Origin of the sequence: Candidatus Seongchinamella marina, assembly GCF_026262685.1 — a bacterium.
In the GTDB taxonomy this organism is placed as follows: domain Bacteria; phylum Pseudomonadota; class Gammaproteobacteria; order Pseudomonadales; family Halieaceae; genus Halioglobus; species Halioglobus marinus.
The window spans coordinates 297,819-312,030 of the sequence record NZ_SHNP01000001.1 but is presented as its reverse complement, the minus strand read 5'-3'; the positions used below and the strand labels follow the sequence as shown (position 1 = coordinate 312,030).

Sequence of the window (14,212 nt, the reverse complement as noted above, 5' to 3'; positions counted from 1 at the left end):
ATCAAGCCTCTAGGAGAGCTTGCCGTGGCATTGTTTGTATTTCTTACCGCTGCCACAAGGGCATGGGTCGTTGCGGCCTACTTTGGGCTGATCGCGAACATAAGTCTCTGGCATAGGCGCTTGCTCAGCGGGTTGGCCTTCGACAGTCTCGGGAGGCATCCCTGATGCTTCCGCATGCTGAAATGCCAGCTTCTCTCGATCAGCTGCATTACGCCGCTGTTGCTCAATAAGCGCGGCCTCATCCTGGCGCTGAATCTGCACATGGCTGAGGAAGCGAACCACTTCCATTTTCAAACTGCTAAGTAGTTCCTCGAACAGGGCAAAGGATTCACGCTTGTATTCCTGCTTGGGGTTCTTCTGGGCATAAGCTCGCAAATGAATACCCTGACGCAGGTGGTCCATAGTGGCCAGGTGCTCTTTCCACAGAGTATCCAAAACCTGAAGCATGATCTGCTTCTCGATCTTGCGCATGTCAGGGCCAACGTCCTCGCTCTTTTGATCGTAGGCCGCCTGAACGTCGCTAGCAATGCGCTCGCGCAGAGCCTCTTCATGGAGTTTGTCGTCCTCTTCCAGCCACTGCTGCACGGGCAGTGGCACTGCAAACTCAGTCTCCAGCGCTTTTTCCAGCCCTGGCAAATCCCATTGTTCTTCCACGCTCATGGGTGGGATATAGCTGTCGACAGCCTCATTTACCACATCGGCGCGAATGGCGGTGATGGTTTCAGAGATATCTGCTTCGCCCAATAAATCATTGCGCTGCTGGTAAATAATCTGACGCTGGTCGTTGGCCACGTCATCGTATTCCAGCAACTGCTTGCGAATATCAAAGTTGCGTCCCTCAACCTTGCGTTGAGCTTTCTCAATCGCGTTAGTCACCATGCGGTGTTCAATAGCCTCGCCCTTTTCCATACCAAGGGCCTGCATGAAGTTTTTCACCCTATCGGAGGCAAAAATACGCATCAAGTTGTCTTCAAGAGACAGATAAAAACGGGAGACACCAGGGTCACCCTGGCGACCTGCACGGCCACGCAACTGATTATCGATACGACGAGACTCGTGGCGCTCAGTACCCAGGATGTGTAAACCGCCCGCTTCCAGAACTTGCGAATGGCGCTGTCCCCAGGCTTCGGTCAATTCAGCCTTGCGACCTTCACTGATTTCACCTGCGGCAGTGATCTCCGCCTCCAGATTGCCACCCAGAACAATGTCAGTGCCTCGACCAGCCATATTGGTGGCAATGGTAACGACCCCTGGCCGGCCCGCCTGAGCAATAATTTCAGCTTCCTGTTCGTGGTACTTGGCATTCAACACCTTGTGTTGGATTTTGGCCTCACGGAAACGCGCGGATAATTCCTCCGAAGTTTCGACCGATGCAGTACCCACCAGCACTGGCGCCTGGTTCTCCATACATTCTTTAACATCAGCAACAATGGCACCAAACTTTTCCTCCCGGCTTAAATAGACCAAGTCGTTCATGTCGTTGCGCTTTTGCTTTACGTTAGTAGGCAGCACCAGCACTTCCAGTCCGTAAATCTGGCGGAATTCGAAAGCCTCTGTATCAGCGGTACCCGTCATACCAGCGAGCTTGCCGTAAATCCTGAAGTAATTCTGGAAGGTGGTGGAAGCCAATGTCTGGCTCTCACTTTGAATATTAACGCCCTCTTTTGCCTCAATGGCTTGATGCAAACCTTCGGACAAACGCCGCCCAGCCATGGTACGACCAGTGTGCTCGTCAATCAGCACTACCTGGCCATCTTGAACAATGTATTCCACATCGCGCTGGAACAGCACGTGGGCCCGAAGCCCCGAATTCACATGGTGCAGCAAGTTGAGGTTAGTTGCCGCGTAAAGGCTATCGCCCTCTTCCAGCAACTTCTCGCGAATCATCATCTCTTCGATGAACTCATGACCCGATTCGGTCAGCTCCACCTGCCGCTGCTTCTCATCGACAGTGTAGTGTCCCGCTTCGTCTTCAAGATCTGGCTTGAGAGAAGGAATCAGGCGATTGATTTTTTTATACAGCTCTGAACTGTCCTCGGAGGCACCAGAAATCACCAGCGGCGTGCGGGCCTCGTCAATCAGGATAGAGTCCACTTCATCCACAATGGCGAAAGCTAACTGACCCTGCATGCGGTCTTCCATGGTAAAGGCCATGTTGTCACGCAGATAATCGAAACCAAATTCGTTGTTGGTGCCATAAATGATGTCTGCGCTATAGGCAGCGGCTTTTTGTTCAGGCGCTTGACCAGAACGAATGACACCCACCGACACGCCCAGGAACTCGTACAAGGGTCCCATCCAATGGGCGTCGCGATTAGCAAGATAATCATTCACAGTGATCAAATGTACGCCATTGCCGGTCAGCGCATTGAGATAAGCAGGCAGCGTTGCTACCAGGGTCTTACCCTCACCGGTGCGCATCTCTGCAATCTTGCCCTCGTGCAGAGCCATACCGCCAATGAGCTGCACATCAAAGTGGCGCAACCCCAGTGCCCGATCGCCCGCTTCCCGAACTACGGCAAACGCTTCGGGCAGAATGTCATCGAGCTTCTGGCCGTCTGCCAGGCGCTGTTTGAACTCGTCAGTCTTGGCAGCCAGTTCAGCATCGCTCAGTGCCGTGATCTCATCGGTCAGGGCATTCACTCGCTTGACTACCTTACCCATACGCTTCAGTTCCCGATCATTACGGGAACCAAAAATCATTTTCAGAAAATTGCTAATCATCAGCTTTCAACTTGTCATAAATAGGATTCAGACCGCACAACTGACACAGATGGGCGGGAGCAGATTAAAAAGTTGTCAATGGAGCGTCAGCGACTGGTGCGTCGAACGTAGCTCGAGGGGTCGACCGAACGGCCGTGTTTATAGACTTCGTAATGTACGTGAGCGCCAGTGGAACGGCCAGTAGATCCCATCAGAGCGATGGCCTCGCCCTTGCGAACGACATCGCCGGATTTAACCAACGCTTCCTTATTATGAGAGTAGCGAGTGACAAAGCCGTCACCGTGGGAAATTTCCACCATTTCGCCATAGCCGGACTTACTGCCCGTGTAGGTGACTACGCCAGAGGCAACGGCAATAACATTGGTGCCTTCCTTACCAGCGAAATCGATACCGTGGTGAAAAGCAGGCTTACCGGTAAAGGGGTCGTTGCGCTTGCCATAATGAGAAGAAATCCAGCCCTTCTCTACAGGCCGGCCTGAAAGCCAGCTCTGTTCTTCCAGTTTACGATTGGCTAGCAGAGACTCAAGAATCTCCAACTGCTGCTCGCGGTCTGACAATTGCGCCTGGAACAAGCCCAGCTCCGCGCTCAGGTCACCCGTGTCGTACTCAACATTGAACTCAGCACCAATGGGACCACCAATGGCAGGCGGCTGACTAAAATCAAACTCGCCCTCTTCTAGGTCGGCCATAGCGGTCAAGTGCTGGCCCAGCGCGTCGAGACGGGTCATTCGCGCCTGCAGCCGCGCCAGGCTCAGGGTCATAGCCTGCATTTTAAGCTCAGCCTGGGTTTGCAGGGCTGCTAGCTCTTTCTGTTGCTGCTCCAGCTCGTCCTGCAAGCCATCCAACGCCATGCCCCGCATGGAATTGGCTTCGTTTTCCTGCCCCAGCATAAAGCCGCCCGCAATCATGCCCAAGGGTAAACCCAGGCAGCAAAGGGAGAGCAGCGCACGGGACCAACGCCCCAGTTCAACGGAGCGAGACCCACCGTGCTTGCGACTAATGAGAATGACTTTCATTTAGACGAAATCGAGGCAAATCGGTCGGCGACTATGCCACAAAACCCCCTCTGACGCTATGAATTGAAACCCGGGGTGTGAACTGATGCCCAATTTGGGGGTATCGGCGAGAATTGAGCCTAAATGGCGGCAGCAGGGCTCAATGAGTAACAAATAGGGGCTGTGGCCTCATCTTCAAAAGTCACGACCTCCCAGGCATCGGGCTGGGCAATTAAGGCGCGCAGGGATGCATTGTTGAGGGCATGACCTGACTTATAAGCACGAAACTCACCAATTAAGCTGTTACCAAGCAGGTACAGGTCACCAATGGCGTCCAGCACTTTGTGGCGCACGAATTCATCGTCGTAGCGCAGGCCGTCCTGGTTGAGGATGCGGTATTCATCGACCACGATAGCATTGTCTACGCTGCCGCCCCGGGCAAGGCCCTTGGAGCGGAGGTATTCGATTTCATGCATAAAGCCAAAGGTGCGGGCTCGACTGATTTCTTTCACAAAGGAGGTGGTTGAGAAATCGATATCGGCGTGGGCAGTGCGATCGCGAAAAACGGGGTGGTCAAAATCGATGGTAAAAGAGACTTTGAAGCCATCAAAGGGGAGGAAGCTGGCTACCTTGTCGCCATCCTCGACTGTGACCTTGCGTTTAATGCGAATAAACTTCTTGGGTGCGTTTTGCTCCTCAATACCAGCGGACTGTATAAGGAACACAAACGGACCCGCACTGCCGTCCATAATCGGCACTTCCGGCGAACTGACATCGACATAGGCATTATCAATACCCAGGCCAGCCAAAGCCGCCATCAGATGTTCTACCGTGGAAACCTTTTCGCCATTAGCGAGAAGACCGGTGGAGAGAGTGGTATCGGCAACGTTGTCGGCCCGACCCGGGATTTCCACCACCGGATTCAGGTCTACTCTGCGAAACACAATACCGGTGTTCACCGGCGCGGGTGCTAAAGTCAGGTAGACCTTCTCACCCGTATGCAATCCGACGCCAGTCGCCTTGATCGCATTTCTCAACGTACGTTGTCGAATCATAATTACCCTAACCGTAGCCTATTGCTGTCTAACGGCTGCCAGGTCGCTCCGGAACACCTCCAGGTTGCGACCTGCTAATCAGCCTGCCGACGCAAAAACGCAGGAATGTCAAAATACTCCTCGTCTGCGTCCGCTGCAACAGCTGTAGATTGGCCACCTGCGGCGCGCTGTCTGCGCTGCACCGCGGGGCGATCCAGATCCCGGTAGTCGGGCGCCTCATCGGCTTCGGTGGAAGCCACTGCCGGCTTGGGTGCGCTGTCTACTACCTGCAGCGGTGTTCTCGCCGCCTCAGTGCCCAGCCCGGTGGCAACAACGGTCACTTTAAGCTCCTCGGTCATATCAGGATCGATAACCGTACCGACTACAACTGTTGCTTCTTCGGATGCAAATTCCTCGATGGTATCGCCCACTTCGGCGAATTCGCCCAGCGCGAGATCGAGGCCAGCGGTGATGTTAACCAGAATTCCGCGAGCACCCTGTAAATCAATGTCGTCCAACAAGGGGCTGTTTATGGCTCTCTCTGCCGCTTCGCGAGCGCGATTTTCGCCCTTGGAGCTACCAGTGCCCATCATCGCCATACCCATTTCCGACATAACGGTTCGCACATCGGCGAAGTCCACGTTAATCATACCGGGGCGGATAATCAGGTCAGCGATCCCCTGAACAGCGCCCAACAATACATCATTTGCCTCCTTAAATGCATCGAGGAGACTGGTATTTTTACCTAGCACTTCCAGCAATTTTTCATTGGGAATAGTGATCAAAGAATCCACGTGCTGCTGCAGTTCTCCTACACCTTCATGGGCAATTTTCAGCCGTTTCTTACCCTCGAAGGGGAAAGGACGAGTCACCACGGCTACCGTCAAAATGCCCATTTCGCGAGCAACTTCGGCAACGACGGGCGCGCCGCCGGTGCCGGTGCCGCCACCCATACCAGCAGTGATAAACACCATGTCAGCCCCGTGCAGGGACTCGGCGATGCGATCGCGATCCTCCATAGCCGCCGCGCGACCGATTTCAGGGTTGGCGCCTGCTCCCAGGCCTTTGGTGATGTCGCCGCCCAGTTGCAGCACTGTTCTGGACTCAATATCCGAAAGGGCCTGGGCATCGGTGTTGGCGCAGATAAAATCTACGCCTTCGACCGAGTGATCGATCATATGCTTCACAGCGTTGCCGCCGCCTCCGCCTATGCCGATCACCTTGATCACCGCATTGGTTGGTACGTTGTCGATTAGCTCAAACATGGTTCTTCCCCTTTTATTAAAATGCCGCGTCTTCACACGGCGGTTTACCGCTTAAAAATTGCTTGAAATCCAGGCTTTCGCCCGGCTGATCCAACTCTCAGCTGAACCACTGTTGCGAACGGAGCCTGCGCCCCCCTCTTCCATGTGGTCTACGCCGTACTGCAACAGGCCCACGCTGGTGGCGTAGATCGGGTTGCGCACAATGTCGTTTAGCCCCTGTACCGATTGCGGATAACCCACCCGCACCGGCATATGAAATATCTCTTCTGCCAATTCCACGACGCCTTCCATCTTGGAAGTGCCCCCGGTCAGCACGATGCCCGCCGGTACCATGTCCTCATAGCCGGAACGACGCAGCTCAGCCTGCACCAGGGTGAACAACTCGTCGTATCTAGGCTCCACCACTTCTGCAAGCGATTGCCGCGACAGATCCCGGGGCGGACGGTCACCCACGCTGGGCACCTTGATGGTTTCATCAGCTCCCGCGAGCTGGGTCAGGGCACAGGCGTACTTGATCTTGATTTCTTCAGCGTGCTGAGTGGGTGTGCGCAGGGCCATGGCAATATCATTAGTCACCTGGTCTCCCGCAATGGGAATCACCCCAGTATGGCGAATAGAGCCCTCGGTAAAGATAGCGATATCAGTAGTACCGCCTCCAATATCAACCAGGCAAACACCCAGTTCCCGCTCGTCTTCGGTGAGAATGGAATAGCTGGAAGCCAGCTGCTCGAGAATCGTTTCTTCTACCTCAAGACCACAGCGGCGAATACACTTCTCGATGTTCTGCGACGCATTGACGGCGCAGGTCACCAGATGCACTTTGGCCTCCAGGCGCACGCCGGACATTCCCAGCGGCTCCTTAATGCCCTCCTGGTTATCGATCACATATTCCTGGGGCAGAATGTGCAGCACTTTCTGGTCAGCAGGAATTGCCACGGCCTGGGCCGCATCAATCACTCGCTCCAGGTCGTGCCCGAACACCTCCTTATCCTTAATGGCAACGATGCCATGGGAGTTAAGGCTGCGAATATGGCTGCCGGCAATCCCCACGTAAACGGAGTGAATCTGGCACCCGGCCATCAGCTCAGCTTCTTCCACTGCCCGCTGAATCGACTGCACGGTGGATTCGATATTAACGACCACCCCTTTCTTCATGCCCTTGGACGGATTGGACCCAATACCCACCACCTCGATCTCACCATCCATGCCGACCTCGCCGACAATCGCCACCACCTTGGAGGTACCTATGTCGAGTCCAACGATCATTTTCTTGTCCTGCGCGCTGCCCATGGCAGTGTCTCCCTTTACGCCTTCTTGTTATTGCTGTTTGTTTCCGATACTTCTACGGCGGTCTTGAAAGACACCGCCACTCCGCGCTCATAGCGCAAATCTATACTGGACACCTGCGTCATCCGGGCCGCCAACTCTGACCTGAATACGGTTTTGAACCGCTTCATTCGCTCCAGAAAATCGTCCCTACCAATGGCAATGCGTTGACCACCCGCCAGTACAGCCGCTATTTCACCGCGATCATCGACTGACAGCTGACTCAAGCGCAGCCCCAGAGGGGCCAACGAATCCACCAACCGCTGATAGGTGCGCATCAGGGTTGGCGCTGTGTTCTCCGGGCCAGTTAATGTAGGCAGGGCCTGCCACGCATCCCTTTGACTGGGGCGAAACACCTCGCCCTCGTGATTCAGGAAACCGATGTCACCCCATCTGGCGATAGGCAACTGCTCTACTACATGTATTTCCAGAGCGTTGGGCCATACTCGCCGGACCGTGGCTTCGTGAATCCAGGGTAAGACCTCTAATTGCTTCTGCACCTGGGCCAGATCAGCGCCCAGGAAGCCGCCGGTCAATGCGGGATAAACCATGTCCTGAACCGCGGTCGTCTGGGTGTGCTCAAGCTCACCAGTCACCGAGATACGCTCCACTGGAATGCTTTGCAGAGTGATATAGGCCTGCAGAACCGCTACTGTCACCACCCCTGTGGCAACCAGAATCAAAATGCGATTCAGCCAGTTAAAGCGAATAGACGGCCGTTTGGCCGGGGCCGTCGTCTTGCGTGTTGCCCCTTTGGCCGGGGCACTGCGAGTCCTGCGCGTTTGCTCCGCTGCAGGCTGCCTCGATTTAGGCTTGCGTTCGGGCCGCTGGTCTGGCCGACGCGTCCGCTGCTCAGTCCCGGGTTTTTGTGGCCGGGAGCGTAATTGAGGCAGCTTGATTGCAAGACCCATCAGTGCTTCGCCTCCGACGCCAGTGTCAGTATCCGTTCCACCAATGCGGGCACTTCCATACCTGCCTGTCGCGCCGCCATGGGCACCAGACTGTGCGAGGTCATACCGGGAATGGTGTTCACTTCCAGCACGAAGAAGCGTCCATCACTGTCACGCATGGTGTCGACTCTTCCCCAACCTGCGCAGCCCAGAGAGCGGAAAGCCGCGAGGGCCATTGCCCCCACTTGTGCCTCCTCGCTCGCATTCAAGCCGCTGGGGCAGTGGTAGCTGGTATCGTCAGACAGGTACTTGGCGTCGTAATCGTAAAACTCGTTGTCCGTCACCATGCGGATAGAAGGCAATGCCTCATCGCCCAATATGGCGACCGTGTACTCGGGACCATTAATGAACTTTTCTGCCATCACTCCACCGCTGTAGGCCGCGGCACCTTCATAAGCCGTGCGCAGCGACTCTGCATCGCTTGCCGGTGCCATGCCAATGGATGAACCTTCGCAGGCAGGCTTTACAAACACCTTACCGAGGCGGTCAATCACCGCCTGCCAGTCGGTATCGGCGTCCAGCATTTCAAAGCCGCCAGTTGCAATGCCTATGCCCTGCCACAGCTGCTTACTACGCCGCTTGTCCATCGCCAGGGCAGAACCCAGTACACCTGAACCGGTATAGCGAATCCCCAGGGCTTCCAGTGCACCTTGTATCGTGCCGTCTTCTCCACCGGGACCATGCAGGGCGTTAAAGGCATAATCCACTCCCTGCAGCTGTGCGACCCAATCTTCATCGGCCGGGTCCACATCGCGCACAGAATAATTTAGCCCACGCAAAGCATCAGAGACGGTTCGTCCGCTTAGCAGGGATACGTCTCGCTCTGCAGAGGTGCCGCCCAGCAAAACCGCGATCGTCATGCGCTTCAGGTCTTGCCCACTCATGACCGTGCTCCCTGCTCAAAGCTCATCGCGGCAAGCTCTTTGGACAGTGCGCCAATATTGCCCGCTCCCTGGGTAACAACAACATCACCCTGCTCTACTACCGAGCAAAGTATTTGTGGCACATCTTCGATGTTTTCTACAAAAATCGGCTCCAGCTGCCCGCGTTGACGAATGCTGCGAGCCAGGCTGCGACTGTCAGCACCGGGAACGACTTCCTCCCCCGCCGCGAAGACCTCCAACAAAATCAACACATCGCAGCGCGAAAGTACCGATACAAAATCGTCATACAGGTCACGGGTCCGGGAGTAGCGATGGGGCTGATAAACCATCACAACCCGTTGCTCCGGCCAGGCCTGCCGTGCCGAATCCAGCGTGGCGCGCACCTCGGTGGGATGATGGCCATAGTCATCGACCAACAAGGCAGTGCCGCCAGGCAAATTCAGCTCACCCATGCGGGTAAAGCGTCGTCCCACGCCGGCAAAGCCCGCCAATCCTGACTGAATCGCTTCGTCCTCCAAGCCTTCATCGCAAGCCACAGCCACCGTTGCAGCAGCGTTGAGCACGTTATGCAGACCCGGCATATTCAGGGTGACTGGCAGTGGCTCGCCAGAAGGACGGTTAATAGTAAATCCGGTGGTCAAGCCGTCGCGCTGCATATTGCTGATCCGAAAATCGGCATCATCTGCAAATCCGTAGGTAACCACCTGCCGACTAACCTCGGGAAGCAGCTCTCTTATAACCGGGTCATCAATGCAAAGTACCGCCACACCGTAAAAGGGCAGATTGTGCAAAAACTCGAGGAAAGTTCTGCGCAAAACCGCGAAGTCACCGCCATAGGTGTCCATATGATCAGCTTCGATATTCGTTACCACGGTAACCATGGGCTGCAGATGAAGAAACGAGGCATCACTTTCATCGGCCTCAGCAATCAGGAATCGACTGGCACCGAGTTGCGCATTGCTGCCAACACTGTTCACCAGGCCACCGATCACAAAGGTTGGGTCCAAACCAGCTTCGCCAAAGACATTGGCAATCAGGCTGGTGGTAGTGGTCTTGCCATGTGTGCCGGCTACCGCAATACCATGGCGATAGCGCATCAGTTCCGCGAGCATTTCTGCGCGAGGCACGACCGGTATGCGGGCTTCTCTTGCGGCGACCACCTCCGCGTTGCTTTCATCGACGGCGCTGGAACTCACTACCACATCAGCAGTACCCACATTTGCGGCGCGATGTCCGATGAACACTTCAACACCTCTGTCACGCAGGCGCTCAGTGACCGGACTCTCCCTCAAATCGGAACCGGCCACCTGATACCCCAGATTAACCAATACCTCGGCAATGCCACTCATGCCCGTGCCGCCCACACCAATCATGTGAATGCGGCGAATGCGGCGCATTTCGGGGACTGTGTAAACGTTCTTATCGAGCGGCATCGATCAGCGCCTCCACTTCATCGGCCACTTGCTGTGTAGCCTCGGGAGCCGCGGCTTTTCGAGCCGCCTCTGCCATGGTGCGCAAACGCTCGGGGTGGTCCATGTAGGCGCGCAACGCGATAATCAAAGCGTCTTCAGTCATGTCGCTCTGCGGCAACAGGATGGCGCCACCGCGATCAGCCAGGGAGTGGGCGTTAGCCGTCTGATGGTCATCGATCGCGTGGGGTAACGGCACGAGCACGGAAGGCCGCCCCATCACCGCAAGTTCAGAAACTGTCAGTGCTCCCGCCCGACAAATCACCACGTCCGCCCAGGCGTATGCTGCGGCCATATCCTCGATAAAGGGCACAACACGCACCGTATCGCTAATCAAATCGCCATAACTTTTGATCACAGTCTGTGCATGGGCATCGCCGGTTTGATGCCAAACTTCAGTCGGGTCGACTCGGCGTCCGCGCAACAAGCGGCGAACCACACCTGGCAATGCATCGTTTATTGGTTTGGCGCCCAGGCTTCCCCCCAACACCAGCAAACGCAGCGGACGCTCGCCGTTGTAGTTGTACTGCGCTGCTGCAGCCTCTACCAGCGCTTCCCTCACCGGGTTTCCAATCACTTCAAATTCAATATCATCTCGAAAAGCACCCGGGAAGCCGGCAATCACAGACTTAGCCATTGGAGCCAGCAGCCGATTGGTGGTACCCGCCACCGCATTCTGTTCGTGTATTAACAGCGGACGGCGAAACAACCACGCGGCAACTCCCGCAGGACCCGCCACGTAGCCACCCATACCAACGACACAGTTCGGTCGACTGCGCAGCATCATCCATAAGGCCTGCAGAGAAGACCACGCCAGAAACAGCAGTCCCATCAGGCGATCTATAACCCCTTTGCCACGAACGCCTCGCACAGAAAGATAATGAATGGGGAAGCCAGCAGCGGGCACAACACGATGCTCCAGCCCCCGTCGGGTGCCTACCCACTCAATCAGGTAACCTCGCACGCGCAACTCACTTGCGACGGCCAGGGCTGGGTAAACATGACCTCCAGTGCCACCGGCCATCACCAGCACTTTGCCCTTGAGGCCGCTGCTCATGATCGCCCCCCCGATAAGCGCACCTGACAATCAACGCGCAATACCAAAGCTAACATGACACAGCAGATAATCAGACTGGTGCCACCGTAGCTGACGAAAGGAAGGGTTAAGCCTTTGGTAGGGAGCAAGCCTGAACTCACGCCCATATTGACAAAGGCCTGGCCTGAAAAAACCAGGGCAATGCCATAGCAGAGGTAAGCGCCGAACGGATAATTCGCCAGTTGTGCTGCGCGGCCCACCCATAGCACTCGACCAATCAGGGCGGCGTACAGCAAAATGACCGTCAGGGCGCCGATAAAACCGGTTTCCTCGGCCCAGATGGAGAACACAAAATCAGTATGGGCCTCGGGCAGATAAAACAACTTCTGCACACTGTTACCCAGGCCAACGCCAAACCACTCGCCTCTACCAAAGGCGATCAACGACTGGGTTAGCTGAAAGCCAGTGTCGTAAGGATCAGCCCAAGGGTCTGTATACGCCGTCAAACGCTTCACCCTATAGGGTTCGCTGACAACCAATACCAACAGCGCACCGAGCGCACCTGCAAGCACCACCAGGAAGTGGCCGAGCTTTACCCCGGCAAGGAACAACATGCCAAAGGCACTGCCAGCGACGATAACCGTAGCCCCGAAATCGGGCTCCACCATCAGCAACAAGGTGGCGGCGAACAGCACGGCCATGGGCTTGAGAAAACCCTGCCACTGGTGACGAACCTCATGTTCCCTGCGCACCATGTAACCGGCCAGGTAAACAATCATTGCCAGCTTGGCAAACTCAGACGGCTGCAGGGTAAAAGGACCCAGGGGTAGCCAGCGCTGGCTGCCATTAACCTCACGACCAACTCCCGGAATCAGTACAAGAATTAACAGGCCCAGCGCTGCGAACAACCATATCCAGCCCGTCTCCTCCCAGAACTCCAGGGGAATTCGGTACACTGCAATCGAGGCAATCCCGGCGACGACCATGTAGATCAAGTGGCGCTTGGTGTGAAAACTGGTGCTGTTGTAATTGATCTGCGCGTATTCGATAGACGCGGAGCTAATCGCAATCAAACCGACCAGCACCAGTGACACGCCAAGCACGATAATGCCTGGATCTGGCATTAGTGCGGCTGGAGTGGGCACGGCTCGATTCATTGATCGCCCCCAAGCCTGCCGACGGAGTCCACAAAAGACTCGCCTCTTGCCACGTAACCAGAAAACATATCGAAGCTGGCACAGGCAGGCGAGAGCAATACAATATCTCCAGCCGAGGCCCGTTCTGCCGCCAGAGCCACGGCCTGCTCCATGGTGTCAACTCGCGTCACCTCAACGACATCGGCCAGCGCTGCTTCGATTTTCGGCGCATCTTCTCCAATCAACACTACGTGCTTGCAACGCTTTTGAACGGTGCCGCGCAGTTCCCTGAAGTCGGCCCCTTTACCCTGGCCCCCGGCGATCAGCACAATATTGCGTTCGCCACCAATCCCGGTAAGCGCTGCATTCGTAGCGCCAATATTGGTACCCTTGGAATCATTGACGAAGCACACGGCCTCAATAACCGCAACTCGTTCACAGCGGTGCGGCAGTCCTGCAAAGTGACGCAGGGAATCGAGCATGGCGTCCAATGGCAGCCCAGCGGCATGGCCCAGCGCCAACGCCGCCAGCGCATTGGCCACGTTGTGACGACCCTCCATGGCAAGCTCAGTGACGGGCATCAACAGTTCGAAGCCATGACTCAGGCACTCAACGCCCTGATCCCGTCGCAAGCCAAAACCATTAAGCGCTGGCTCGCCCAGTCGCCAACCCACTACTGGAACTGAATCTTCCAACAGTGGAACGGTCAGCGGATCGTCACTGTGAGCGACCGCTGTAGAACAGCCCATAAATATTCTGTGTTTGGCCTGATGGTAGCGCGGCATATTGCCATGCCTGTCCAGGTGATCAGCACTGAGGTTTAAAACAACGGCCACTGCCAGGCCCAATTTCCCCGCCCTTTCCAACTGGAAACTGGAAAGCTCGAGCACATAGAGCTGCCGCTCATCGTCCAAAAGATCCAGCGCCGGAGTTCCCAGGTTGCCGCCTACACCAACATTCAATTTGGCGCGGCGAGCCATATCACCAACCAGCTCTGTCACCGTAGACTTGGCGTTAGAACCAGTGATGCCAACGATCGGCGCTTTCGCTTCGCGGACAAACAGATCAATGTCCCCGACCACCTTAACGCCTGCTAACGCTGCATCCGCCACCACCGGCTCATCGATTGCAATACCGGGACTTACAATCAGCTCAGTGGCCGAAGCAATCAGTTCATCGGGGTATTCGCCAGCATAAACAGCCACTTCAGGCATTTCCTGGCGCAGCTGTTCCAGTCCCGGCGGCTGGCTGCGAGTATCGACAACCGAGAAGCTAACGCCCAATCGATACAGGTGGCGCGCGCAGGACAAACCGGTGACGCCAAGGCCGACGACTACCCGATGTTCACTGCTTGCTATTAAATCCAATGCCACTGCCTGTATCACTCCCTCAG

General features: G+C 55.8%; 11 protein-coding genes. All 11 read right to left on the bottom strand.

The genetic code is table 11. From position 1 onward, the window contains the following. Positions 1-9: 9 nt before the first annotated feature. Positions 10-2,724 (bottom strand): preprotein translocase subunit SecA, encoded by a 2,715-nt coding sequence (gene secA / locus EYC87_RS01255; protein ID WP_007227358.1) that lies wholly within the window; start codon positions 2,722-2,724, stop codon positions 10-12. 86 nt (positions 2,725-2,810) lie between these two features. Further along, positions 2,811-3,740 (bottom strand): peptidoglycan DD-metalloendopeptidase family protein, encoded by a 930-nt coding sequence (locus EYC87_RS01250; protein ID WP_279251251.1) that lies wholly within the window; start codon positions 3,738-3,740, stop codon positions 2,811-2,813. Positions 3,741-3,859: 119 nt separating this feature from the next. After that, a complete protein-coding gene (gene lpxC / locus EYC87_RS01245; RefSeq protein WP_007227424.1) occupies positions 3,860-4,774 on the bottom strand; it encodes a UDP-3-O-acyl-N-acetylglucosamine deacetylase in 915 nt (304 codons plus the stop codon). 74 nt (positions 4,775-4,848) lie between these two features. Further along, entirely contained in the window at positions 4,849-6,018 is a 1,170-nt protein-coding gene (gene ftsZ / locus EYC87_RS01240) for a cell division protein FtsZ (RefSeq protein ID WP_279251250.1), read from the bottom strand. 51 nt (positions 6,019-6,069) lie between these two features. Beyond that, the gene (gene ftsA, locus EYC87_RS01235; protein WP_007227211.1) at positions 6,070-7,308 is read right to left on the bottom strand and encodes a cell division protein FtsA; all 1,239 of its coding nucleotides are present in this window, start codon (positions 7,306-7,308) and stop codon (positions 6,070-6,072) included. A gap of 14 nt (positions 7,309-7,322) precedes the next feature. Next, a complete protein-coding gene (locus EYC87_RS01230) occupies positions 7,323-8,255 on the bottom strand; it encodes a cell division protein FtsQ/DivIB (RefSeq protein ID WP_279251249.1) in 933 nt (310 codons plus the stop codon). Beyond that, complete coding sequence (locus EYC87_RS01225) at positions 8,255-9,178, bottom strand: D-alanine--D-alanine ligase (protein WP_279251248.1); 924 nt, start codon at positions 9,176-9,178, stop codon at positions 8,255-8,257. The genes EYC87_RS01230 and EYC87_RS01225 overlap by 1 nt, the downstream gene beginning before the upstream one ends. Beyond that, entirely contained in the window at positions 9,175-10,611 is a 1,437-nt protein-coding gene (gene murC / locus EYC87_RS01220; protein ID WP_279251247.1) for a UDP-N-acetylmuramate--L-alanine ligase, read from the bottom strand. Before murC ends, EYC87_RS01225 begins: the two co-directional genes overlap by 4 nt. Then, a complete protein-coding gene (gene murG, locus EYC87_RS01215) occupies positions 10,598-11,704 on the bottom strand; it encodes an undecaprenyldiphospho-muramoylpentapeptide beta-N-acetylglucosaminyltransferase (protein ID WP_279251246.1) in 1,107 nt (368 codons plus the stop codon). The genes murC and murG overlap by 14 nt, the downstream gene beginning before the upstream one ends. Next, a complete protein-coding gene (ftsW, locus tag EYC87_RS01210) occupies positions 11,701-12,840 on the bottom strand; it encodes a putative lipid II flippase FtsW (protein ID WP_279251245.1) in 1,140 nt (379 codons plus the stop codon). The genes murG and ftsW overlap by 4 nt, the downstream gene beginning before the upstream one ends. Continuing rightward, positions 12,837-14,192, bottom strand: a complete 1,356-nt coding sequence (gene murD / locus EYC87_RS01205; protein ID WP_341474964.1) for a UDP-N-acetylmuramoyl-L-alanine--D-glutamate ligase — start codon at positions 14,190-14,192, stop codon at positions 12,837-12,839. The genes ftsW and murD overlap by 4 nt, the downstream gene beginning before the upstream one ends. Positions 14,193-14,212: the final 20 nt, after the last annotated feature.